The organism is Vibrio sp. TRT 17S01, from assembly GCF_050113695.1.
Lineage (GTDB): Bacteria > Pseudomonadota > Gammaproteobacteria > Enterobacterales > Vibrionaceae > Vibrio.
Window position 1 is genome coordinate 176031 of record NZ_JBNJOG010000006.1, and the last position, 23873, is coordinate 199903.

Sequence of the window (23873 nt, forward strand, 5' to 3'; positions counted from 1 at the left end):
CACTTTACGCGTTACATACACGCGATCAACGACTGCTCCTTCCCGCCTAATACACTTGAGATATGCGCTTCAACAATCTCTTGGTGACGTCCTGATTGCTTAAGAGAAATAATCGCCTGATTGATTAATGTGACCAATTTCTCCGCCCTTGGCGACTGCTTTGAAACCATTAAGTAAAAATTGACGGGTGCCATATCTAATTTCTGGCAACCCACCTCTTCAAAATGAGTCACCTTCCCCATTGCTAGCCCACCAGCTATTAAAGATGCTTGGGTTTCAAATACATTGCATCGGCCATGTGCTAACAGCTGAAGTAAACTGTCGATATTATTATGGGTGGAATAGATAATGTTTTCCTGAGGAATGCCATACGCTGAGGTATATATTTCATAATTCCAGCCTTGCATACCGCAAATCTTGAAATGCTTCAGCTCGTCCATGGATGTGACTAGCTTTTGTGTCACCGGGTTTACGACACCATTTGGATATTCGGAGTACGAGAAAAAGAGGCTCGATGGCGCGGAATAAAGTGGCCCCACAAAATAGTAATGCTCAGCGCGACTGTCGTTAAATGTGGCATCCGATGCCACCTCATGCTTCCCAATCGACTTATAATTTTCGGTATTTTTAAGGCATCGAGACCAAGGGATTAGCTGAGGTTCAAACTCAATATCGATGATGTCAGAAATCGCTTTAAACAGGTCAACATTAACACCTTGAGGCGTTTTATCTTCTAGTTTTTCATCACTCGACAAGCTATAAAAATAGGGAGCCCAAGGCTCCCCACATACTTTAATGGCACTTTCTTTCGCAAAGGCGTTGTTGCATATAAACAAGAACACAATCAAACCGATGGCTTTCAATCCCATTATCTATTCCTAACTTATGCAAATGCTAAAAGTATAGATAATGTTCTGAAATTCGCGTTACTTTAGCCCGCCCATTAACACATATTTTTGCTCTAGGTATTCCTCGATTCCTGCTCTGCCACCTTCACGCCCTAACCCGCTTTCTTTAACACCACCAAATGGGGCACTTGCGGTTGAAATCAGCCCTTGGTTGACACCAACCATGCCAGATTCCAACGCTTCACTCATCCTAAATGCCCGAGCTAGATCTTGTGTATAAACATAACTCGCCAAACCCACTTCTGTCTGATTAGCCCGCTCTATCACTTCCTCTTCATCATGAAAACGGTAGAGCGGTGCTAACGGCCCAAAGGTTTCTTCAGCAGTACAAAGCATCTCATCACTCACTTCCGTCAACACAATAGGCGCAACAAGTAACCCTTCCGAAAAGTGCGCCTCCCCAGAGCTCAACTGTGCTCCTTTTTGCAACGCATCTTCAATATGACTCTGCACTTTATTCACAGCAGCTTGGTTGATTAATGGCCCTAAGTCGCTCTGTTCAAGCCCATTTCCTATCTTCATTTTACGCAGCTTATCAACCAGCAAGTTGGTGAACTTGTCATAAACCGCATCGTGGACATAAATGCGGTTGGCACAAACACAGGTTTGACCCGCATTGCGAAATTTCGCCACAAGTAAACCATCAACCGCAGCCGTCAGATCTGCATCGTCAAACACAATAAATGGTGCATTACCGCCAAGTTCTAACGACAGCTTTTTGATGTTGTCGGCACATTGTGCCATCAACAGTTTCCCTACCCGAGTCGAACCCGTAAAGGAGAGTTTTCGAATGCGCTTGTCACGAGCAAGCCGTTCGCCGATCCGTGGTGCATCGCCCGTTACCACTTGCAATAACCCGGCAGGTAATCCTGCTTGATGCGCTAATTCTGCTAGCGCTAATGCCGTAAAGGGCGTATCTGGCGCTGGCTTTAAGACCACCGCGCATCCAGCGGCAAAAGCCGGCGCGCATTTTCGGGTGATCATCGCTGCTGGAAAATTCCATGGCGTAATGGCAGCGACCACACCGACAGGCTCTTTGTTGACCATCACTTTAGCACCACCGACATGAGAAGGAATGATTTCGCCATACACTCGCTTCGCTTCCTCGGCATACCACTGAACAAAACTTGCGGCATAGTGAATTTCACCCAGTGCTTCTTTCAGTGGTTTGCCCTGCTCGCAAGTTAAGATCATGGCCAGATCGTCCGCATTTTCCATGATCAACTGATACCAGCGTTGCAACACGTGCGATTTTTCTGCAGCCAGAGTCTGCTTCCACAGCCCAAACGCTTTTTCTGCTCCAACAATGGCCTGTTCAACCTGCGCGCAAGTCAAATTCGGTACGTGGCCCAATAACTTGCCATCAAAAGGATTACGAACTTCCGTTTTCGCTAAGTTATCACTGTCAATCCACAAGCCATCGACATAGCACTGCTGTTTAAGTAAGGAGGGATGTGTAAGTTTCATTGAATCAACCTTAGTTGTGGGTGACACGAAAAGAGGAAAGTAGCATACACCCGTCATATTGTACGTTTTGTGAAATTATCGGAACTTCTCTCGGAAGAGGTCAATCAACACCCGCACCTTTTGTGGTAAAAACGCTGCTGATGGGTAAATCAAGGTTAGGTGTTGCTGTGGGTGTTGTAAGTGAGGTAGCACTTCCACCAAATCCCCCGACTCCAAAGCGGGTTTGGAATGCACTTGTGGTAGCAGCGCAATACCACCGCCAGAAATTGCCATAGAGCGCAATAAATTCAGGTCATCAGACTTTAACGAGATTTTAATGTCATCTGCGATAAGCTCTGCATTATAGCGATTGGTCAGCAGCCGATGATGCGCCAAATCTTCAAGTTGAGTGATCTCGGGGTGAGATTGAAGATAAGCCTTGGATGCAACAAAGTGACTGCGATAATGCAGCAAACTAAACTGAACATAACTATCGTCTGTGACTTTTACGGCGCTAGGCAGCAGCTGTAAATCAAAGGCTTGACGCTTGAGATCTACGCTCTCTTGATGGTTTTCAATTTCAACACAAATATCAGGAAAGCGCGCCGTATAATCGGAGATGATGCTATTAAAGGCGCTTGAGGTCATCAACGCCGAAGGAATCGCAAGCCTAACCGTTCCTGCCAACTCTTTTTGATACTCTTCAACAATGGTTAAGCCTTGCTGAATATGCTCTATCGGTTGATTTACCAGCTCAAACAGACGTTTTCCATTTTCCGTCAGCTCAATGGTTCTGGTGGTTCGGATCAACAGCTGACACCCTATCGCCAGCTCTAGTTCTTGTAAGCGGCGGCTCACTTTAGAACGTTGCATATTGTTCGCCGTCGCAGCAGCACTGATCCCGCCATGAAGAACGGTTTGAGTGAAGAGATAGAGATCGTCGTAGCTTGCGTTCATTGTCCTATAAATAGCTCACAAATGTTCATTCTTGCATTCTACTCGAACACAAACACATTCTCTATAATCCTCGCCTTGTTCAATAAGAATTAGCTCAACATTATGCCGACAGCCGACCACAAATTTCGCTTATGGATGCGCACATTAATTGTCCTATTTGTAATACTATTTGCTTACATTGTAATTGCTGACCGCCAAGCACCACTCACTACAGAAAGCCGAGTTCAAGGCTATGTGGTGCAAATTGCCCCCGAAGTCTCTGGCAAAGTGACTGAAGTCGCTGTAGGCAATAACCAACACGTTAGCGCCGGCGAAGTCTTATTCAAAATTGACGATCGTAAATACCGCCTTGCGCTGAAACAAGCCGAGCTCTCGCTAGATTCAGCATACGAGAAAGAACAGACGCTATACGCACAAAGAGAAGCCGCTTTAGCCAACATTACCCGTGCATCAGCGACCTACAACAACGCCCACCGGGAATACCAGCGCCAACAAAAGCTTTCAAAGCAAAACCTAACGTCAAAGTCAGCGTTAGATAACGCCCTTGCTCAATATCAAGTGACCCGCGCAGCACTCAAAGCAGAAAAACAAAACTTAAACGTAATTGAAGCGCAACTTGGTAATGGCAAAGGCCAAAGTACGCCCGTTCAGGTGGCTAAAAATACCTTAGAGAAAGCACAGTTAGACTTGAGCAACACTCAAGTGTTGGCCCCTAAAGATGGTGTGGTAACCAACTTGCAAGTGGACGTGGGAACTATGGCAAACAGTAATATGCCTTTAGTCACTTTCGTGCCAACGGGCTCACTTTGGGTCGCCGCAGACTTTCGAGAAAAGTCAGTTGCGAACGTAAACCAAGATTACCATGCGTTAGTGGCCTTTGATGCCATGCCTGGCGATGTTTACCCATTTACACTTTCAAGCCGAGATTACGGTGTGGCAGCAGCGCAGCAAACACCAAACGGCGCATTGACCAAAGTGGAAATAAACAACCGTTGGGTACGTGATGCCCAGCGCACACGAGTGAACCTTGCAGCAGAAGAAGCCATGCCACCAGCTCTGTTTGTTGGCTCCCGCGCTACCGTGGTGCTTTACCCAGACAACAGTGCATTGTGGCAGTGGCTGGCTAAGCTACAAATCCATGTGGCAAGCTGGTTCCACTACATTTACTAAGGTGTGACCATGAGAACGATGCGAATCTGGTTCGGCTGCTCGCTTGGGTTGGCACTGAGTATGATCTTCGGTTGGTCTTACGGCTTCTTTGCTGTCATGGTGCCGCTGTTCATCTTAAGCCGAGCGGATCACTTTCATCTACCAATGCTAATAATGGTGGTGGTTTCTGCAATTTGGACCACGCTTCAAGCCACCTTTATCGTGGAGTATTTGCAGTTTCATCCAACCCTAATGACGGTTGCTGTTGGCATTATGATGCTATTGAAATGCATTGCGATGATGCGTCCGCAAAGCTATCTATTTGGTTACATGGGCCTACTCGTTGGCTCGATTGTACTGAACTTTGCCAGCTACAATTTTATCGATATTGAAGAGTTCAACGTCAACCTTTGGGTAATTGTATTGGCGAATGTGGGTGTTTGTGCACTCGCTTACTGGGTCTTCCCTGAACCGCCTTCAAAAACGAATGTAGAAGAACAACCCAGCACTCCGGTTAAAAGTGATATCGACTACATTAGCCAAGTTGCCATGGGTTGGGTGGTTGCGATGGCTGCATTTCTGCTTTTTCAGGTAGCAGACTTGTATGACTCACTGTCTGCGCAGGCTTCAATCTTGATTGTACTTACGCCCATGACATTAGCGGGTTCTATGGCAATGGCAAAAATCCGCATTATTGGTACATTTCTCGGCTGCCTTGCGGGTATGCTGATCCAACTGCTGCTTGGCCGTTGGTTTAGTGAGGGGATTCTATTTTGGCTTGCCTTTACCATTGCCGCAGGCCCTTTCTGCCTCTGGCTAACAAAAGGCCAAATAAAAGCGGCGATTGCCTTCTCGGCAATGTCGGCGTTGGCGGTTCCTTTAACCACCTCGTTGGTGCCAGAGCAAAAAGACGCGTTCTTCTCGATTCTATACCGCTTCAGCTCTATCTTTGTCGCCGTCACGCTTACAGCTATGGTAATGTGGGTTGTACATCACGGCATTCGGGTGAGCTTATTAAAACAAGCCAAACACGGATAAAAAAGGCGCTCTCAAGAGCGCCTTTTTCATTATTGCTTTTCCAACGCGGCTAATGCCTTGACCACATTCAGTACATACACCTGGCAATCTATCGCGGTTTGCGGATCAAAATCCTGTTTGTGCAAATCCGTATTGGACAGAATACGAATACCAACAAATGGGATTTCATGCGCCTTCGCCACCAATGCAGCTGAGGAGGTTTCCATCTCTTCAACTGATGTCCCATAGGTTTTGTGGAGCCAGTTAATTCTATCAACTTCGCGGTTCCACTCATCGGCAGTACCAATCACACCTTTCACAACTTTCCCGTGTTGATATTCTTTCGCCTGAGACAAAGCTAACTCAACCAGCTTCTCATCCGCTTTAAACTGCTTATGCTCCACTAGTTCACCGTGATCTCGAAGGCGCATCGTCACATCAAAATTTGCCCATTTAGTTGGGTGAATCCCACCCTCTTTCGGTGTGAACTCCGATTGGTATGCCCCCATATTAAAGCTGGCTTCACCCACCACAATATCACCTCGTTTCAGCGCCGGATCATGTCCACCTGACGTACCTTGGTTAATAATGTACTTTGGCTTAAAGCGCTCAATCGCTAACGCGGTTGATGCAGCCGCATTGGCAATACCAACCTCAGTACGCGCAATCACGACCGGATAACCTTCAATCTCCCCTTCCCAAAAGGTCCAAGAACCCACCATGGTCTTACTGGATTTTTTCAATACCGAAACTAACGTACTGGTTTCAATATCCATTGCGCCCTGAATCAAAATTGGCTGCGGTTTGGCAGCCACGGCAAAAGAGCAAATTGCCGCAAATAAAACAAATAATCTACGAAATAACATCATCACTTACTTACAAAACAATCAAAACGCGCACAACATAGACACAGCAACCGTTTGCGTCAATGAATATTAGAAATGAAAATAGTGAGCGCTCAACGTTATAAGGATGGTGGATAGTTGGAAGGTAAACTGAAAAATTGACGTCAATTCGAACAGACTATATACGAGACAAAATGATGAAGCTGCGGGATGAGATTATATGCATTGATTCAATATCACATAATAAAAGCATTACATTGAGTAGTACTGTGTGATAAACCATGAAAAATCAAACTCAGTATAATATTACCCTAAAGGAAACCATCGATTGACCGAGCTAAATTCTTCGCAAGTAAAAAGCGCCATCATGATAAGTAAATGACTCTTAGATTAATTATCCCAAGCAGTCACCACCGTCAGGGACGGTGGCTTAAATATTACAACCTAAGTACGGTTTATTTGTTCTTAGCCTCTACTAGAGGTTTAGTACGACACAACAACATATAACCTACTGACGCAACGAAAATTGAGTCAATAGAAGATATCCCCGTTAACGTAAACACACCATTTACAGTCGCAAAACCGACCAAGGAGCCAATACCCCAAGCCACAAATGTCATCGGTTTTACCGCAGCTTCTTTTTCTAGCAATGATTGGTCATAGCCTTGGCGGCGATTGATAAAGAAATCAGCAATGTAAATACCAGCAATTGGTGGTGTAGCAATACCTAGGAACAGTAAGAACGGGATAAACCAGCCCATGATATCCATGCTACCTAAAATCATTGCTAGTACACCAAGTACGACTGTAATCTTCCACTTAGCAATACTGCTAAATAACGTCGATACCGCGAGTGTTCCTTGGAACATGTTGCCTGCATTTCCCGTTACACAAGCAAATACTAATAAAATGGCAGCTGGTAGCGTAGTGCCAATTAAAGCCATAGCTCCAAGCAATGAACCTTCTGAAGTCAGTGAACTCGGCACTGCACCAACAAGAAATAACACCGGATATGCTAAGCCAAATGTTAATGCGCCAGCGATGGCTGCGTGTTCACGATTTCGCACAAAACTGCCAAAATCTGGTGAGGTTGTGACTAGCACGATAATAGTACCAACAACAGATGAAACGGCTGCCCCAAATGGCAATTGTTGCAGATTCTCAGCTGGCACAATATCAGAATCCGTTGCTAGAAACAGCACTACGAACATGAGTATTACAATCACTGGTACAGCCATCCTAGACACTTTACCTAACATCTCGAAACCCGCAGCAGTAGAGACCACAAAAATCACGCAACCAATCGCTACTAACAATGGCACAGGAACTGATAAGCCAAAGCCAGATAATAAATCATGAACGCTGTGACCAAACATATTTGCGGTGACCGCAATCCAACCAAAAAGGCTAATCGCCATGATCACATTGATTGCAATCGCACCTTGGTTACCAAAGGAGAATTTAACGATACCATAGGTAGGTAGACGCGCTCGCTCACCTATTGAAATATTGATTATCGCTAATACTGTTAGAATCGAACTACCAACAGCAATAATCATTGCCGCGTTGCCCAATTCCAGTTGGCTACCTAAACTTGATGAAGCCAAAAGAACCGGAGTAACCAGAATACCAAGGAGGATCATGGCAATCTGAAAACCTGATGCGGTATTCGGCACGTCATTGCTTTTTCTATTATTAGACATAATTCAAACCCTTTATCTTGATTGTTATTATTGTTTGCAGCCATCTCAATATAGGGTTTAGCAATGAAGCTAATGAGATGGCTGAAAATAAAAATCTAGAACATTAGATCAATGCTTCGGTGTATTTACGCCATCCACCTGTATGAGTTATCTCTTTTTGGCCTTCTACTAAACAAGGTTCGCCAAGCACACCAAGTACCTCACTACCATCAGCCAGCTTAACTTTACCAATTGAAAGGCCTGCAGGCTCATTGCTCAATACGGTAGCAAACGCAGCCACTGGCAAAGCCCATATTTCCAGATCAACTGAGTTGCTCTCTTCAATGGTACGAATCATCGCTGGGTGATCATCATTGATAGACCATAAGCGGTAGTGCTTGTCTGTCATGTCTTCTCGTACAAATTTAGCACCCACATTAATTAAGTTGTGGTTCAATTTAAGACCGCGCATCAATGTGCCATTCACAGCTAGTAGTGTTGTCTCAGTTGACATAAAACATCTCCAATAATGGCCCACTTAATGGGCCCAAATAAAATCAGTTGCGAATCCAAGTACCTGTGTTGCCATCAAGTGCTTGTAACAGTGTATTTGCTTGAGTAATTAAGCCTGCTCCATTTGGGTTTGCAGCCATAAACTGCAGCAAAGCTTCTACTTTTGGTTTCATAGAACCTTCACCAAACTGGCCATCATCGCAAAGTCGCTTCGCCTCAGAAGGTGTAAGGTTATCTAGCCATTGCTGATCTGGTCGCCCAAAATTAATCGCGACTTTTTCTACACCTGTCGGAATAATTAGCATGTCAGCCTGAAGCTTCTCCGCAAGTAGTGCTGACGCAACGTCTTTATCAATCACCGCTTCCACGCCAACCAGATTGCCTTGTTCATCACGCTCAACGGGAATACCACCACCACCACAGGCAATCACCAATGTACCGCTAGCGATTAATTGTTTAATACTCGGTAATTCGACGATTTCTAAAGGCTTAGGACTCGCTACGCAGCGACGCCAGCCACGACCTGAGTCTTCCATGATGCTCCAACCCAGACTGTTGGCACATTGCTGTGCAACTTCTTGAGTCATAAATGAACCAATCGGTTTATTCGGTTTTACAAAAGCTTCATCGCTTGCATCCACACAAGTCTGTGTCACCAGTGACACCACGGGACGAGCAATCGCTCTTCGATTTAACTCATTGGTTAGTGCTTTTTGGAACATGTAACCAATCGCACCTTGTGTATCACCAACTGCGTAATCCACCGGGACCGGCGATACTTCATGCTCCGCTAACTCAGAGCGGCGTAAAATAAAGCCAACTTGAGGGCCGTTTCCATGAGTAATCACTAAATCCCAACCGCGTTCGATTAGGTCCACTAGGTAGCCAACGTTGCTTTCTACCGTGTAATATTGATCTCGAATTGAACAATGGTCGTTATCATCAATTAATGCGTTGCCACCAAAGGCGACAACTGCAAGTGGACGTTTATTCATTGGGTTACCTCACTGAAACGTAGAGCATCAAGTGCGCACAACGCATCAACAAAACACTGCATAGGTGCCGTCGTAATACCAGCGCCGATTTGACCAACACCCGCTTGTTTATGGGCAATACCAGTATTGATAATTGGAAGTACACTATTGTCGGCCACCTTACGCGCATCAATGCCCGCAGCGGTTGGTGCAAAGTTCAATGCTGGTAAAGTAAAGGCAGGGTTGCCTCCTAGCGTGATAATCTGCATAGCCCGGCTATTGTTAGTAGCATCATTTGGTGTACCGCCAACAAACTTAACGATCGCTGGAGAAGAGGCCATGGCGAAACCGCCCACGCCTGCTGTTTCTGTAATCGCACTATCACCAAGGTCAGCGGCCGCGTCTTCTACGCCATAACCTGGGAAGAACAAACCATTGACAGGATTCGCTGGCGCTTGGAACCACTGCTTACCTGTACCTGATAGCTGAATACCAAAGTTGACACCATTGCGCGCCATCACCGTAACCATAGAGCTATTTTCAACCCTTTCGGCTGCTTTAAGCATGCTCTTACACGCCGCCATAGAAAGGTTTAAAAAGAAGTGATCGTTGCACGTAATAAAACTGATCACTCGCTTTAATTGGCCTTGCTCTAACTGAGTAGAAAGTAACGCTGGAATCAAATGTTTGAGTAATAAACCAGTAGCGGCTGCATTACGGTTATGAACTTCATCCCCCATATGCAGTGCTTGCGCCATGATTGGTTTAAGCTCTAAACCATTTATCTCACGCACTGCCGCTTTCATAGCTTGAGTCAGCTCAGTCCCCATCCACTCTAAACGTTCAATTACTTCACTATTGTTAGCACCAAAACGCAGAACCTTACCTAAGCCTTCGTTGAAATTAGAGAAAACGCGTTGAACACCAAACTCAGTTTGGTTCTCCACAACCCATAGTGGCATTGAACGACTAATAATCCCCGCCATTGGCCCTACTGCATCGTAGTGATGACAGGGTTCAAACTGAACCTCACCGCAATCGATCATCACTTGTGCTTGTTCAATGCTTTCAGCCCACTTTTCATATACGATCGCACCAAGAATCGCACCTTGTACTGGGCCACACATATTTGCCCAAGCAATCGGAGGACCCGCATGTAAAATGAGTTTTCGTTCAGCAAGTTCAGGGATAGCCTCACCCGCTAACATCACATCAACTAACGTTGGTTGAGCAGCCAAATAGCGACTCATCGCAATTTGGTTCGCTTGCTCGATATCCCACTGGTTAGTCAGATCAGCCAGTGCGATACCACCTTGCTTATCGCCATTGGCTGGCGGCTGCCAATTCATGGTGATCGCACTCCCACCTGCACGTTCAATATTGGTTGCAAAACTGGCTAAACCTGCATTTAGAACTGACAGTTTTTGACTAAATAAAGCTTTCACTCTGTAGCTCCTTATCAATTTATCTGGTTGATGATTAGAGCGGCGAATTCAGCCGCTTGTGCATTGCTGTCGGCAATGATCACACCCTGCGCGGTAAGTGCTTGCTGGATAAGGGTGCGAGATTGAGGGTCATTTTCGGTACCACATACATGAGCAATAAATACGGGTAATTGGATTTGCTCTTGCTTCAGTTCATACAACACCGCTAAAAGTTCTGCCAATGGCTGTTCAGATGCACCATAACCAAGTACGACATCAAACAGAATGACCGCCGTTTGGGGATCCCGCGCGTCTTGTAAAATTCGTTGATTACGCAATGTCGGATCAATCATTGGGTGAGGACGACCTTGAGTGAAGGCATCATCTCCTAAGTCCACAATGGTATGCCCTTGGCTTTGCCACACATTATCCAGCATGCTGTAGGTCGAAACTGGTGTATTGGAGTAACCCGTAATACCTGCTTGATGACAAATAAGCTGAGCTTCAAAACAGAATGTACCGCCAGCAAAAACGCCACGAACAAATTTCTGAGTGTCTGCTAACGCGTTCACACGTTCTAATATTGACTGTGTCATATCAGCGGTAATCGTTTGAGGTGGTATAACTGTTTGTCGATTCAACAACGCAACAGCGACTTCGGCTGAATGTGCTAAGCTAGCTGCTGGGTAAATACCTTCACGCTCAATACTGTCACTCGGTGCGCCAAGGAAATGCACCACCACTGGCTTTTCTGTTGATTGCGCTACTTGAAGAATGTGCTCTGCAATTTCTTGTGCTGGTGGTTTTGAAATCAACACGATAATCTTGGTTTGCTCGTCTTCAATTAGAGCCTCAAGACCTGTCAGCATCGAAATACCACCAATATTTTGGTGTAAGTCGTGGCCACCGGTTCCTAAAGCTTGCGATATACCTGCACCTAATTGGTGTACACGACATGTCGCCTCTTGTAGCCCCGTACCAGATGCCGCCACAATGCCAATTTCACCTTGACGAACAACATTGGCAAACCCTAACGGAATACCATTAACTATTGCGGTGCCACAGTCTGGTCCCATCACCATAAGCTGCTTCGCTTGGGCTAATTGTTTGATTTCTAGTTCATCTTCTAGTGGTACGTTATCGCTAAACATCATCACGTTGAGGCCAAGATTCAGCGCTTTAATTGCTTCAGCAGCGGCGTATTCACCTGGCACGGAAATTAATGCTAAATTAACATCTGGGTTTTGCTCTAAGCCCAACGCAAAACTAGTTAATGGTGGAACATAATCACTCGTAGTACTCACTTCATTTTTACGCGACATTAATTGCTCTTGAGCCATCGCGATAGCCTGAATACACGCTTGCTCTCCCCCTTTCACCGCAATAACTAAATCATTAGGTTTTGCACAGATATCTGAGCCAAAACCCGCATCAGCCATACGTGTAAGGTTTGCTTCGGTCCCCATTGCGACTGAAGCTTCTTCGATCCCATCAAGTTTATTTAGTTGTGCGGATAACTGCATCAAAGACACAGAATCCTGATACAAGTTTTCAAATGCTTTATATTCTATTGCCATAGTTAGAACCACTTTTTGGCATTATTTACAAATTTCAAATAATAGAGACTTAAATCCGTTATCTAATCTATATTTTGTTGTAAACAATGAGCACCAAATAATATTCCGGAAACAATGTCGATTCCGGAACTCGAACCTATTTCAAATACATTGTTAATTTTTTCTTCCACTTCATTTAAAGAAGTAGAATTAAAAATTGAATACACCAACCAAGCAACTGGCTGGGAAAAATCACCTTCACACGCCTGCTGCAAATAATGACGACTAACATCGGTCGTCGTATGCCATTGCAAACTACATGCTTTGATTATTCTCGCCCGCGCTGTATCACAAGAGCTTTGATAAAACCCTGAGTATTGAGACGCATATGTGAGTAATACCAGAACTCCGCAAATAAAATCATCACCAGAAGGTGTTAGCCCTTGACCTTTACCTAAATTATGAGCCACAGCTTCAGGCTTATTAAATAAGTTAAAGCCAATATCAATCGATAAGTGATTTAAATAATCGCTATAACGAACAGTATATATCTCTGATTGAATATAATTATTTATATATTGAACAAAATAATTTTCTATATGAGATATATTTTCTTTGAATTGATATAACGAATATTCTTTTACTTGTGGTGGACACTGCCATTCAATTGCTGAGCGGCTATCTATGCTCAATTTAGGATCAGATCCAAAGCGTAAAATACCACCACGGAAATACACCTTGTCACCAATTTGGCATTGCCCAAAGCGTGACTCTTTAACCAAAGGCAAAGATAGACCACAAGGTGTATTAGGTAGAGAAAGATCGAGTAGCGACACCCACGTTTTCACTATCGAATCATCGCTGATAACATTGATTGCATTGTTAAAAATGCTGTGAATTCGACCGTCAAATGCCTGTTCAGGAAACCGGCATCCTTTCTCTACCGCAAGCAACATTGATCAATACCTGATTACTTAATCGCTTCGATGATATCTTTTGAATGCGAGACCCAACCAAAAATACCACCTTGAGCTTTGATCATTTCAAGTGCATATTTTTGGAACTCTGGGAAATAAGAACCAACACAATCTTCAGGCACAATACACTCATAACCGCGATCATTGGCTTCACGCACAGTGGTAGTCACACACACTTCAGTAGTCACGCCACACACTATTAATGTATTAATGTTACGAGTTTGTAGGATTAGATGTAGATCTGTTTGATAGAAAGCACCTTTACCTGGTTTATCAATGACTGGTTCACCTGCAATTGGGTACAACTCAGGAATGATGTCATGGCCTTCTTCACCACGGATAAGAATGCGACCTTTTGGCCCCATCTCACCAATAAATGTTTTTCCGCCGCGAGTTAGTTTCGCCGCTGGACAGTCAGCCAGATCACCACGGTGACCTTCACGTGTATGAATCACCATAAGACCGGCTTGACGAGCAGCTTCAAGAACCGCTACACAGGGTTCAATAGCAGTACGTACTAGTGATACATCATTACCAAGTGCTTCGCCAAAACCACCAGGCTCGACAAAGTCGCGCTGCATATCAATCATAACCAGCGCAGTAGTTGTAGGATCAAATTCTAGGGCAAAGGGTTCAGCATTAAATGACTTAATCATAACTATCATACCTTTTTGTTATTAGTGTTTGTTGACGCTGTTATGCGTTCGTTATGGAGTGTAGTTCCGCACTAAGTACAAAAAAAGTGAGAAAGTTAAGCCTCATTCATCAAAGAATTTGAATCAAGGAAGGAGAAATGAGATCACCATCGCAACAATAACCGATTTATTACTATTAAAAGAGTAAATAATAAAATCTAGTGACAATGTCGCTAAGTTTTTGCACTAAAGCATCAAATTTTTATACGATTAAAGTGTAAAAATTGAGATATGGATGCTCTTATGAAGATGATAAAAAATAAGTAAACCGCCACCATCTAAAAAAGGTTAGTAGTAGCCAACAATAAAGAACATAGACATGAACTGGGCCTTAATATCTCAGTATCACTAGGTATAATTTTTTAAGATTCTACACTAAGTAAAACTATTGATTTTGTTTAGGGAGTTTAATCATAGAGCTTGGATTTTCATGTAATCGGAGCAAAGAAAAATTAGGTAGTCCTGAAATGTAGGCAAAAACGAAGTTAATGATAGCTTCTAACTGAAGTAGGAGGTTTTAAGATTGAAAACAAAGAAACAACTCTAAAACTCACTTCCAAGTCAGCTAATTATGCCAATTGAACTTGTGTTCATTTTGAATTAAATAGTTAACGCACCATTCTAGAACAGGACTTTTTCGCTGAGCATGCCATGCATAAAACAGTTGTGTCGGCTGCTTGTGCTCTACAATCGCTTTTTTCAGCACTGAACCTTGATTAAGTTGGTCTGTGATCCGATGATGAGGAATGTATCCAATGCCGATGCCATGCTCAATCATACGAATTGCTGTCGTTAATTCGGGAGCATAAATCACTTTCTGCCCAGTTAGAGACCACGAGTCTTGTGGTGAAATATGTTGTGACGTATCTCGTACCACAATGACCGGATAACGACGTAATTCTTCAGTAGTCAAAATGTCTACATGTGCCGCTAATGGGTGACTTTGTCCAACAATAAAATCCCATTCTACTTTGCCAAGAGTATGATAAACAATACCTTCCAGCTTCGGAGCAGAATGCGGTGCACCTATTACTAAGTCTACCCGGCGCGAATAGAGTGCATCCCAACAACCATTATAAACTTCCGTATTAATTGCTATTTGTGTAGCAGGAAATTGCTGATTAAGTTGGCTAACTAATTCAATGACACTATTACGGTTGATGATATTATTAATCGCAATATCAAACGAAATATCGACACCACTACTAATAAGGGCACTATTGCGGACAAGCTCTTCAAACGAGTCCAACATCCAACCACTTTGTTCAATAAAATAGCGCCCAGCGGGGGTTAGCTTGACTTGGCGTCCAGACCGATCGAACAAATCAAACCCGAGCTCTTCCTCAAGCTTCTTGACAGTATAGCTCACCGCAGATGGCACCCGATTCAATCTTTCTGCAGCAACGGAAAAATTGGCTGAGCTAGCAATTGTATGTATAGTTTTTAGTGATTCTTTTGATAATGGCATAGTAATATTCGCAACTAGGAAATCACATCCATAATACCAAGCTACATAATAAGAGCTCTATTATCGTAAGTGGATGCTCTGAAGTGATATTATATTCCCATTAGTCTCGATATAAGTAAACACAGCGCAGGAAATCATCAAACGACTTAAATCAAAATAAATTGTCTGTAAACTAACTATATCGACCTCCATTAGCAATAGTACTTTGATCTTCTTCCTATTTAGAAAATCACTATAGATTACTTTAGCAGCTTCGATTGCTGGGCTGTGCAAGAATGAAGTTTGAAAAGCTAACATTGATATCTGTTTCATCGCTTACAAGTAATAATTAGCTTGAAGGCTTGGTTTAATTGTTATCAGTTCCAAGATAACTGCAGAAGATATAAATATCCGTAGTTACTAGGTTATCGATAGAGCGATGTTTGACATGGCTACAAAGATACATTGCTTTAGTTCAGATATGAAAAAAGGCCTGATAAATCAGACCTCTTAGAATGTGGCGGTGAGTGAGAGATTCGAACTCTCGATACGTTGCCGTATACACACTTTCCAGGCGTGCTCCTTCAGCCACTCGGACAACTCACCGAATCAAATTGTGGTTAGCGCATTTGGCTAACGAGGCGCTAATTTAATGATTCTACTGGATAAGGTCAAGGGGTAATCCTAAAAAATCCCTTATCCCAACCTCGTTTGCTTATTATCTGACTAATGCGGCGCGTTGTTAGCCAGTTTAAGCTTGTTGGTAGTAACCCGGAACCTTAAACCATTTACGGCATAAGTCGAGAAAGTAGCCGTATAACACACCCATTCCGCAAGAAACCAGTGCGTTACTCGCTACTGCTGTAACGATTTGGTCGGTTGAGGCACCAACGGTAAATAAAATTGCCGCATACACAGGGGATTGGAACAGCACATAAGCAACTAGGTCTGAGATATTCTTCATGATGCCGCTTGGAGAAACCCTTCTCCCCTGCTTTAAAACAAAATCACGGAAGAGACCATACGGCCATGCAATAGCGATATTCACTGGGATAGAGAGTAAGCGTGATGCGAGAGATTGCTCAAACGTCATTCCTGAAATAAAGATCTCGATGATCATTCCTGAAATAAAACAAAAAACCACCATAGCAAACGTATCCGCTGCAGCATGACGAATACAAAATGGCCCACGCACTTTCATTGCTTTCCCTCTAAAACATTTCACTACATAAAAAGAGCACTCATAACACATAAAACTGGATTAACAACAAAACACCAGTTTATATGACTATTAAATCATATATAATTCAGCTTTAAATTCTTTATTGAAAACAATTAAGTGAATATATAACCAAAAACTGAACAAAAACTAGCTTTTATATCTAGATTTTGCAGCTTCGATTAATTTTTAATCAAAATACTGTAATTTAACTACAGTAGTCTTTTAAAAGAACGGTTAATACATCTAATTCGGTTTGAGAAGGTAGGACATCATCCATCAACTGTTGTTTCAATTGGGTTAATGTGTCTTGGATTGAGGCTTCTATGTTCTCTGGAAGGGCGTTGTCTAAACGAGTTAAACAAACCGTTACTCTTGGTATATCTTGGCTTTCTACTGCTAAGTACATTTCTAGCAAAGTTTGCTCAATGTTGTTTTCTTGCTCAACAGCTTTCGCTTGCGGTTTGAATTGATAGAGTTTTTTAGCATATCGATACAGGGCATCATCAAGCTCCGCTTCATCGATTGGTTTTGCCACAATGTAGTCGGCGCCAGACCCGAGCATTCGCTCTCGTGTTTCTTTAAATACATCGGCAGTACAACCAAAGATAAGGATCTTAGATTGTGGGTTGTTTAATGCACGAATCGCGGAGATGGCTTCTACGCCATCCATCACTGGCATGTGGTTATCCATTAAAATTAAGTCGTATTCGTTATTTACGACTTGGTAAACCGCCAACTCACCATTTTCTACACATTCACAGGTAAACCCTTTATTGCTCATAAAGGTGGTGAGGATGATGGCATTCGTGCGATTGTCTTCAACGATCAGCGCTCTTAGACCTGAGTAGTCCAATCTATGGTGCTCTTTTATTTCAACTGAGCCTGCTTTTGATATCTCCATTTCCAGCAGAACTTCAAAACTGGTACCAATCCCCGGCTCGCTTGAAAGCTCGATACTGCCATTCATCAAATCCGTAATTTGTTTAACAATCGCTAATCCAAGACCGGTGCCACCAAAACGCCTTGTGGTGGAAGATTCCGCTTGCTCGAACGGCTTAAAAACTTTTTCATGCGCGCTCTTGGCGATGCCAATCCCCGTATCACGCACCTTGATTGACAAGTAGTTATTGCCATCTTTTTCCACCTCACGGAAATAGACTTCAACGTAGCCACGAGAGGTAAACTTAACGGCATTGTTGAGAAGGTTAAACAACACCTGACGCAGCCGCGCTTTGTCTGAACGGTACCAGCGACCATTGCTGATCTCGGAATAGACTTTAAACTGCAACCCTTTCTCTGAACAGAGTGTGTGGTAAACGCTGTTGATACTGCCGACAATGGAGTCAAACGGAAAAGCGTTTTTCTCTAACTCTAGATGCCCTTGCTCAATTTTAGAGAAGTCGAGAATTTCATTGAGTAGCGTCATCATATGATCGCCCGAATCATACAGCGTTTTCAGATGCTTGCGTTGTTCATCGCTCAGTTGGGTTTTCAATAGTATTTGAGCCGTCCCGAGCACCCCATTCATCGGCGTTCGAATTTCATGGGATAGGGTTGCCAAAAATGCACTTTTTGCTTTGGTAGAAGCTTGAGCCTTTACCTTTTCGGCTTCAAGATAAACAGTCTTTTGATTGAAGGTATCAATCAAATGCTTAATTTCATCGTCACTGCGGTAGGTCATGTCGATGATGCCGCCTCGACGTGAATCATCAACTTTTTGTGCAATCACAGTAATGGGCCGGATCAATGAGCGGTTAATTAACACATAACCCGCCATTACGCAGATAAGCATTATTGGAATAATCCCCGTCTCCACTTTAGTCACCAGATCATATACCTGCTCTGCCACTAACCGTTTGGAGTTAACCACTTCCACATTCCAATTAAAGTCACCAAAACTGTTCTGACTAATGTAGATCCCTTTCACTAATTGGAAATTATGCTCTGTTATGACATCTCCGTGCGCATCTCGTAATAACACGCCTAGCTCATTCTGTTCCGCATGGCGACGAACAAAATCTACTAACTCGGCCAACGAGAGGTCTACCGTCGCAACACCGGCAAACTCGCCATTGATATAATAAGGCGATGAAGCAGTGATCATTTGTACGTGCGTAAAGGCATCGATATACACTTGCGACCAAGACACCGTTCCCATGGGTTGGTTGACTACCGAGGTATACCAATCTTCTTTGTCGTATCCGCCAGACTCTGGGTTATCCCACGAAGTCACTTTATCAATTTTTCCATCTGATGCGCGGTTGAAAAACAAGCTTGAATAAGCAACTTCTTTATCGATCGAATAGGGGATTGGCCACAAACCACCACTGACGGTAATGCCATCTAATACTAAAAAGAGTGAAAACAACATATGCTCTTGATGAGCTTGCGACTCGCCAGTGTTACCGATACTGACCACGCTTTGCAAAATGCCCAGTGAGCTATTGAGGGGCTCTGATATTTGTTCCGAAAGAAGCTGATTTCGGGTATCGAGATTACGTTCTAACTGATCGCGAATTGGCGGCTCAACCACCATATAGCTGACCGTACCGATGACAGTAATGACAAGGGCAAGGTAAACAGCAAGTGCAATAATACTCTTTCTTTTTAACGAAGAACGTATACTCATAAACAGTTGATATTATGTTGTTTAACAAAAATTATAGCGAAGATCCGTTATCTACAACCTTTTTCTGATCACACTTGGCTGATAGACTAGCCAGCAACTTAGATTATTTCTGAATGAGTGGTTACAGATTTGACTTTACATGAACTTCTCTCACAGCCAGAGCTGGAAGGCAAACTGATTAATGAAGCTAAAACCCATGGCTTTGTCACAGCAATGGCGGCAGCACCGAATGTGCTATCCCCACATGAGTGGTTGCCTTTCTTATGGGGAGGCGAAGAAACTGCTCCTTTTTCAGGCGGTGAGCAACTGGAAGTTTACATCGACCACATTATTCAATTGTGGAATGAATACCGCCCTGCTCTACTTGATAATAACTGGCAATGGCCAACGGACTGTCGGTTAGATGAAGAAGATATCGTTAACGAGGCCACACGTGATTTTTGTGAAGGTCTGCTCCAAGGCTGGCAGCTTGCTCGTGATGATTGGGAAACACTAATGCCTGAAGACAGTGAAAACAGTGCGCTATTAGGCGGTGTCTTGCTTTCTCTTAGCATGCTATACGATCCAGAGACATCGATAGCAACACTGGCTGAGCAAGGTATTGAAGGGCTTGAGCAGTTTGAAGAGATCTTCAATGCGATGCCAACAATGTTATGCGGCTTAACGATTCGCGGCGTCGCCCTCGCTGAGCAGCAATAAGCACCAAAGAATAAATAAGGGGAGCTCAATGAGCTCCCCTTATTTTTGCACGATCTATCAGTGTATTTTCTGCCAATCGAAATTTTCTATTCGTTCATCAGCAATATAGAACAGTTTACTTTCTGCCGGAACAACCACTGTCAGTTCAGGGTTGAGCTCTATCCCATTCCCTGTGTCCAATGCAATCAATGTGGCCTGATGCTCTCTTTTCATATAGTTAAATAACACATCAACCGTTGTCTCTGGCAACCCTTGCGAATATACCGTGGAATATTGCGTCATACCGCGTGTTGAAGCCAATAACTCTTGGTGCAAGGCACTTGAACCTGGATCAACGGCTGCTTTCGCTAGCATCTCAGCCCCCACAGCGGGTATGCACTCAGCATTAGGACAGTGCTGACTCAGTAAATTACTCAGCGCTTCATCTTTAAAATAAGCCAGTAAATGCGCTGAGCTGTTGATGTTCGCACAATATAGAGCGGCAGAAAGCGTGACATCATCTTCTAAGTTATCCACCACAATACAATTTGCCTGAGCAATGTTGGCATTTTTCATTTCTTGCTCATCGGTGTAGCTCGTGACTTTGACAAATGCGATCTCCCCCGGTAGCGGGTTTTCGATATCTGAGCGACTACATAATACGATAGGACGCTTCCCAACTTCTTCGTGTTGTAACATACGAATAAGGTGCATGGTCCGTTGCCCATTCCAGCCCAATAGTAAGATGTGATTTTCCACTCGAACTCTCCGTTTTCCTAAAATGCCTGCTCGCCAATATTCGATAGCCGTGCTCGCAATTCGCCCAAGCATCGATGCAAATAAACTTAGACCACCCGGGATAATAAACAGAATCACCACCCATTTACCTGCGGCAGTTTCTGGTGAGTAATCCCCATAGCCTACTGTCGAAGCCGTTACCATAAGGTAATAGATAAAGGTTGAGTAATCGTCGGTCAGTGCATTCTCGCCTGCCACCTTAAGTAGCAGCCATGAGGCGGCAATATAGACAAGCGTGAGAAGCAACAAGTTACGATTGCTTAACCGAAATACATGCGACTTAAAACACTTTTTTAAAACGAGCCAGATCGTCATTGTTAATCGCCAAGTTGAATTAAGCTGATGAATATAAGAAAAATTTGACACATAAAAAAACCAGCCTAAAAGGCTGGTCTTATATATGTGATGTTTATCTCACTATTAGGCGTTACCCTTCACTTGCATGTTTAGTTGTTCAGCAAAATCCAACATACGGTTTAATGGGATAAGAGATTTCACACGAAGCGCTTCATCAACAAAAATTTCGTGTTCTTCACCACCATCGCGAAGAGCCCCTTCAATCGCTTTTAAGCCATTCATCGCCATCCAAGGGCAATGGGCACAGCTGCGACATGTTGCACCTGCACCTGCCGTTGGTGCTTCAATCAACTCTTTCTCCGGGACAAGCTGCTGCATCTTAAAGAAGATGCCTTTATCCGTTGCCACGATCATTTGTGAGTGTGGTAATTCTTTTGCTGCCTTGATCAACTGGCTGGTTGAACCTACCGCGTCTGCCAGCTCTACAACACTCGCAGGAGATTCTGGGTGAACTAAAATCGCAGCATCAGGATAAACAGACTTCATTTTACGCAATGCATCAGCCGAAAACTCATCATGCACAACACATTCCCCTTGCCATAGCAGCATATCTGCGCCTGTTTGATTGGCAATGTAAGAACCAAGGTGTCTGTCTGGCCCCCAGATAATTGGCTTATCTTCGGCATCCAAATGCTCGACAATTTCCAGAGCAATACTGGATGTCACAACCCAGTCAGCGCGCGCTTTAACTGCAGCTGATGTGTTGGCATACACTACAACGGTGTGATCAGGGTGGGCATCACAAAACTCGGTAAACTTATCTGCTGGGCAGCCAAGATCAAGAGAACACTCTGCTTCCAGCGTTGGCATCAGAATACGTTTTTCTGGTGTGAGGATTTTGGCAGATTCGCCCATAAAGCGAACACCTGCAATGATGAGTGTGCTCGCCGGATGACGATTACCAAATTTGGCCATTTCCAAGGAATCACCAACAAAACCACCGGTCTCTTCAGCTAACGCTTGGATTTCAGGATCGGTATAGTAATGCGCAATCAAAACGGCATCTTTCTCTATCAGCAAAGACTTAATGCTGGCAATGTAGCTTTGCTTTTCTTCGTCTGTCAGTGGAATTGGTTTTGGTGGGAATGGGTAAACTGTGTCAATTTTATCTAATATGTGGCTCATTGCTTTTGCTCTGTGCAACTTCCAGTAATCCGAGTATTGTACAACGGATTCACTTTGATAATCAAAACGGAATCCCATTCAAAAAAAGGATGCGAATCGCACCCTTTCTATGACTAACCGAGCTGACTAAAGCTTCTTCAAGTTTTCTTTGGCTAACTTAGCAGAAGCACTGTCTGGATATTCATTAAGTACTTGTTGATAGTATTTTTTTGCTTGAGCAGCGTTATTATTACGCCCAGCAATATCACCAAGTTTTACTAATGCATCAGCACGCTTGCTAGAATCTTTATAGGTCAATACCGAAGCAAAATTCTTCACGGCTTCTTTATCTTGCTTCTTCGCAAAATAGAGCTGACCTAACCAGTAGCTCGCATTTGGTGAGAAAGCAGAATCAGGGAAGTCTTTTTGGAACTGGTTAAACGCTTTAATTGCGCCGGCAAAATCGCGCTTTTTCAACACTAGATCAACTGCATTTTGATACGCTTTTTGCTCATCCGCATTGGTGCTAAAAGTACCTTCGGTATCCGTATTATCAGCGATATCTACAGGAGCAACCGTCGCGCCTTTTTTCACTTCTCCACGCAGTTTGTCCAGCTCAACAAACAACTCTTTTTGACGCTGCAACATTTGCTGCATATCGTAGTTGTTCTTTTCAAGCTGTCCACGAAGTTCACTGATCTCCAGAGACATATCGTCCACTTGCTGTTGCATTTGTAACTGGACACGATTGCGATTTTCCAGCAAGCGCTCAAGACGCTGGGTATCAGTTTCATTGGAAGCGGCAATGACAGAAGAGGTGGCAGCAATTCTGCTGCTATTTAAATCAGATACTGGGGCTGGTGCAGCAAGCACTTGGCTCGCTGCACTGGCCAGTAACGTAAGCGTGAAAACGCGCTTTAAGTTACTGAGCATGAGGGACGTCCTCAATTAGTAAACTAGAACTGCACGGCGGTTCTTAGCGTAAACTTCTTCTGATTGACCCAGTAGAAGTGGCTTTTCTTCACCGTAGCTAACGATTGCGATTTGGTTCGCTTGAACACCTAATGCTTGTAGGTATTTTGCTACCGCTTGTGCACGACGCTCACCTAGAGCGATGTTGTACTCAGGTGTACCGCGCTCATCGGCGTGACCTTCGATAGTCACTTCAAGTGCAGGGTTCTTAACAAGGTACGCTGCGTGTGCTGCAAGCATTTCTTCGTAGTCACCCGCGATAGTCGCGTTATCGAATGCGAAGTAAATAGTTTGAGACTCACGAAGTGCTTGCTCTTTTAGCTCTTGCTCTGTTAGTGCACCGTTCTCACCGATTGGTGAAACTACGGTAGTATCTACACCATTTGCAGAACCAGAAGTTGACTGGTTAGTTTCAGAACCTGAAGCGTTCGCAGCTTCATCGCTTGAACTACATGCCGTCACTGCAAGAACAGGTAGCGCAATCAGCAGCCCTTTAAGAACTTTATTCAGTTGCATTGTTTAA

Annotated in this window: 21 protein-coding genes and 1 tRNA gene; 3 read left to right on the top strand and 19 right to left on the bottom strand. The window is 43.8% G+C overall.

Annotation, left to right across the window (positions count from 1 at the left end):
• Positions 1 to 11: 11 nt before the first annotated feature.
• The 3 genes from ACQEXS_RS11660 to ACQEXS_RS11670 all read right to left on the bottom strand — a co-directional run bounded on the left by ACQEXS_RS11660 (position 12) and on the right by ACQEXS_RS11670 (position 3311).
• Positions 12 to 869: a substrate-binding periplasmic protein gene (locus ACQEXS_RS11660; protein ID WP_427013941.1), complete on the bottom strand. Its 858-nt coding sequence runs from the start codon at positions 867 to 869 to the stop codon at positions 12 to 14.
• A 57-nt stretch (positions 870 to 926) separates the two neighbouring features.
• Positions 927 to 2375, bottom strand: coding sequence for an NAD-dependent succinate-semialdehyde dehydrogenase (locus tag ACQEXS_RS11665; protein ID WP_427013942.1), 1449 nt, complete (start codon positions 2373 to 2375; stop codon positions 927 to 929).
• A 75-nt stretch (positions 2376 to 2450) separates the two neighbouring features.
• Positions 2451 to 3311, bottom strand: coding sequence for a LysR family transcriptional regulator (locus tag ACQEXS_RS11670; protein ID WP_427013943.1), 861 nt, complete (start codon positions 3309 to 3311; stop codon positions 2451 to 2453).
• A 102-nt stretch (positions 3312 to 3413) separates the two neighbouring features.
• Between ACQEXS_RS11670 and ACQEXS_RS11675 the strand changes: the two genes are divergently transcribed.
• Both ACQEXS_RS11675 and ACQEXS_RS11680 read left to right on the top strand, forming a co-directional pair.
• Entirely contained in the window at positions 3414 to 4481 is a 1068-nt protein-coding gene (locus ACQEXS_RS11675) for an HlyD family secretion protein (RefSeq protein ID WP_427013944.1), read from the top strand.
• Positions 4482 to 4490: 9 nt separating this feature from the next.
• Positions 4491 to 5498, top strand: a complete 1008-nt coding sequence (locus tag ACQEXS_RS11680) for a DUF2955 domain-containing protein (RefSeq protein WP_427013945.1) — start codon at positions 4491 to 4493, stop codon at positions 5496 to 5498.
• 29 nt (positions 5499 to 5527) lie between these two features.
• Here the strand turns inward: ACQEXS_RS11680 and mtnN are convergent, their stop codons facing one another.
• The 12 genes from mtnN to ACQEXS_RS11740 form a co-directional block, all read right to left on the bottom strand.
• Positions 5528 to 6346: a 5'-methylthioadenosine/S-adenosylhomocysteine nucleosidase gene (gene mtnN / locus ACQEXS_RS11685; RefSeq protein WP_427013946.1), complete on the bottom strand. Its 819-nt coding sequence runs from the start codon at positions 6344 to 6346 to the stop codon at positions 5528 to 5530.
• 431 nt (positions 6347 to 6777) lie between these two features.
• Entirely contained in the window at positions 6778 to 8025 is a 1248-nt protein-coding gene (locus ACQEXS_RS11690; RefSeq protein ID WP_427013947.1) for a cytosine permease, read from the bottom strand.
• Positions 8026 to 8128: 103 nt separating this feature from the next.
• A complete protein-coding gene (locus ACQEXS_RS11695) occupies positions 8129 to 8518 on the bottom strand; it encodes an allophanate hydrolase-related protein (protein WP_427013948.1) in 390 nt (129 codons plus the stop codon).
• A gap of 43 nt (positions 8519 to 8561) precedes the next feature.
• Complete coding sequence (arcC, locus tag ACQEXS_RS11700; protein ID WP_427013949.1) at positions 8562 to 9512, bottom strand: carbamate kinase; 951 nt, start codon at positions 9510 to 9512, stop codon at positions 8562 to 8564.
• A complete protein-coding gene (locus tag ACQEXS_RS11705; protein ID WP_427013950.1) occupies positions 9509 to 10936 on the bottom strand; it encodes a DUF1116 domain-containing protein in 1428 nt (475 codons plus the stop codon). Before ACQEXS_RS11705 ends, arcC begins: the two co-directional genes overlap by 4 nt.
• A 14-nt stretch (positions 10937 to 10950) precedes the next feature.
• Entirely contained in the window at positions 10951 to 12492 is a 1542-nt protein-coding gene (fdrA, locus tag ACQEXS_RS11710) for an acyl-CoA synthetase FdrA (protein ID WP_427013951.1), read from the bottom strand.
• A gap of 62 nt (positions 12493 to 12554) precedes the next feature.
• Positions 12555 to 13427 carry a DUF2877 domain-containing protein gene (locus ACQEXS_RS11715; protein WP_427013952.1) on the bottom strand — a complete coding sequence of 291 codons (873 nt, stop codon included), beginning with the start codon at positions 13425 to 13427 and terminating at the stop codon, positions 12555 to 12557.
• A 14-nt stretch (positions 13428 to 13441) separates the two neighbouring features.
• Positions 13442 to 14104: a cysteine hydrolase family protein gene (locus ACQEXS_RS11720; RefSeq protein WP_427013953.1), complete on the bottom strand. Its 663-nt coding sequence runs from the start codon at positions 14102 to 14104 to the stop codon at positions 13442 to 13444.
• Between the two features lie 604 nt (positions 14105 to 14708).
• Positions 14709 to 15611: a LysR substrate-binding domain-containing protein gene (locus ACQEXS_RS11725; RefSeq protein ID WP_427013954.1), complete on the bottom strand. Its 903-nt coding sequence runs from the start codon at positions 15609 to 15611 to the stop codon at positions 14709 to 14711.
• Between the two features lie 497 nt (positions 15612 to 16108).
• Positions 16109 to 16196, bottom strand: a tRNA-Ser gene (locus ACQEXS_RS11730).
• Positions 16197 to 16341: 145 nt separating this feature from the next.
• Complete coding sequence (locus ACQEXS_RS11735) at positions 16342 to 16791, bottom strand: L-alanine exporter AlaE (protein WP_427013955.1); 450 nt, start codon at positions 16789 to 16791, stop codon at positions 16342 to 16344.
• 226 nt (positions 16792 to 17017) lie between these two features.
• Positions 17018 to 19441: an ATP-binding protein gene (locus ACQEXS_RS11740; RefSeq protein WP_427013956.1), complete on the bottom strand. Its 2424-nt coding sequence runs from the start codon at positions 19439 to 19441 to the stop codon at positions 17018 to 17020.
• Positions 19442 to 19570: 129 nt separating this feature from the next.
• Between ACQEXS_RS11740 and ACQEXS_RS11745 the strand changes: the two genes are divergently transcribed.
• Entirely contained in the window at positions 19571 to 20140 is a 570-nt protein-coding gene (locus ACQEXS_RS11745; protein WP_427013957.1) for a UPF0149 family protein, read from the top strand.
• Positions 20141 to 20197: 57 nt separating this feature from the next.
• Here ACQEXS_RS11745 and ACQEXS_RS11750 read toward each other — a convergent pair whose 3' ends face one another.
• From ACQEXS_RS11750 to pal, 4 genes are all read right to left on the bottom strand, one after another.
• Complete coding sequence (locus ACQEXS_RS11750) at positions 20198 to 21232, bottom strand: potassium channel family protein (protein WP_427013958.1); 1035 nt, start codon at positions 21230 to 21232, stop codon at positions 20198 to 20200.
• Positions 21233 to 21337: 105 nt separating this feature from the next.
• Positions 21338 to 22399: a quinolinate synthase NadA gene (nadA, locus tag ACQEXS_RS11755; protein ID WP_367986823.1), complete on the bottom strand. Its 1062-nt coding sequence runs from the start codon at positions 22397 to 22399 to the stop codon at positions 21338 to 21340.
• Positions 22400 to 22525: 126 nt separating this feature from the next.
• Positions 22526 to 23311, bottom strand: coding sequence for a tol-pal system protein YbgF (ybgF, locus tag ACQEXS_RS11760; RefSeq protein ID WP_427013959.1), 786 nt, complete (start codon positions 23309 to 23311; stop codon positions 22526 to 22528).
• Positions 23312 to 23326: 15 nt separating this feature from the next.
• Positions 23327 to 23866, bottom strand: coding sequence for a peptidoglycan-associated lipoprotein Pal (gene pal / locus ACQEXS_RS11765; protein ID WP_367986825.1), 540 nt, complete (start codon positions 23864 to 23866; stop codon positions 23327 to 23329).
• Between the last annotated feature and the right edge of the window lie 7 nt (positions 23867 to 23873).

What these genes read in the sequence shown, in the direction of transcription:
- ACQEXS_RS11740 (WP_427013956.1), bottom strand. Translation starts at nt 19,441, where the DNA reads ATGAGTATACGTTCTTCGTTAAAAAGAAAGAGTATTATTGCACTTGCT.
- fdrA (WP_427013951.1), bottom strand. Translation starts at nt 12,492, where the DNA reads ATGGCAATAGAATATAAAGCATTTGAAAACTTGTATCAGGATTCTGTG.
- ACQEXS_RS11750 (WP_427013958.1), bottom strand. Translation starts at nt 21,232, where the DNA reads ATGACGATCTGGCTCGTTTTAAAAAAGTGTTTTAAGTCGCATGTATTT.
- nadA (WP_367986823.1), bottom strand. Translation starts at nt 22,399, where the DNA reads ATGAGCCACATATTAGATAAAATTGACACAGTTTACCCATTCCCACCA.
- ACQEXS_RS11735 (WP_427013955.1), bottom strand. Translation starts at nt 16,791, where the DNA reads ATGAAAGTGCGTGGGCCATTTTGTATTCGTCATGCTGCAGCGGATACG.
- pal (WP_367986825.1), bottom strand. Translation starts at nt 23,866, where the DNA reads ATGCAACTGAATAAAGTTCTTAAAGGGCTGCTGATTGCGCTACCTGTT.
- ACQEXS_RS11665 (WP_427013942.1), bottom strand. Translation starts at nt 2,375, where the DNA reads ATGAAACTTACACATCCCTCCTTACTTAAACAGCAGTGCTATGTCGAT.
- ybgF (WP_427013959.1), bottom strand. Translation starts at nt 23,311, where the DNA reads ATGCTCAGTAACTTAAAGCGCGTTTTCACGCTTACGTTACTGGCCAGT.
- mtnN (WP_427013946.1), bottom strand. Translation starts at nt 6,346, where the DNA reads ATGATGTTATTTCGTAGATTATTTGTTTTATTTGCGGCAATTTGCTCT.
- ACQEXS_RS11675 (WP_427013944.1), top strand. Translation starts at nt 3,414, where the DNA reads ATGCCGACAGCCGACCACAAATTTCGCTTATGGATGCGCACATTAATT.
- ACQEXS_RS11680 (WP_427013945.1), top strand. Translation starts at nt 4,491, where the DNA reads ATGAGAACGATGCGAATCTGGTTCGGCTGCTCGCTTGGGTTGGCACTG.
- arcC (WP_427013949.1), bottom strand. Translation starts at nt 9,512, where the DNA reads ATGAATAAACGTCCACTTGCAGTTGTCGCCTTTGGTGGCAACGCATTA.
- ACQEXS_RS11725 (WP_427013954.1), bottom strand. Translation starts at nt 15,611, where the DNA reads ATGCCATTATCAAAAGAATCACTAAAAACTATACATACAATTGCTAGC.
- ACQEXS_RS11670 (WP_427013943.1), bottom strand. Translation starts at nt 3,311, where the DNA reads ATGAACGCAAGCTACGACGATCTCTATCTCTTCACTCAAACCGTTCTT.
- ACQEXS_RS11720 (WP_427013953.1), bottom strand. Translation starts at nt 14,104, where the DNA reads ATGATTAAGTCATTTAATGCTGAACCCTTTGCCCTAGAATTTGATCCT.
- ACQEXS_RS11695 (WP_427013948.1), bottom strand. Translation starts at nt 8,518, where the DNA reads ATGTCAACTGAGACAACACTACTAGCTGTGAATGGCACATTGATGCGC.
- ACQEXS_RS11690 (WP_427013947.1), bottom strand. Translation starts at nt 8,025, where the DNA reads ATGTCTAATAATAGAAAAAGCAATGACGTGCCGAATACCGCATCAGGT.
- ACQEXS_RS11660 (WP_427013941.1), bottom strand. Translation starts at nt 869, where the DNA reads ATGGGATTGAAAGCCATCGGTTTGATTGTGTTCTTGTTTATATGCAAC.
- ACQEXS_RS11715 (WP_427013952.1), bottom strand. Translation starts at nt 13,427, where the DNA reads ATGTTGCTTGCGGTAGAGAAAGGATGCCGGTTTCCTGAACAGGCATTT.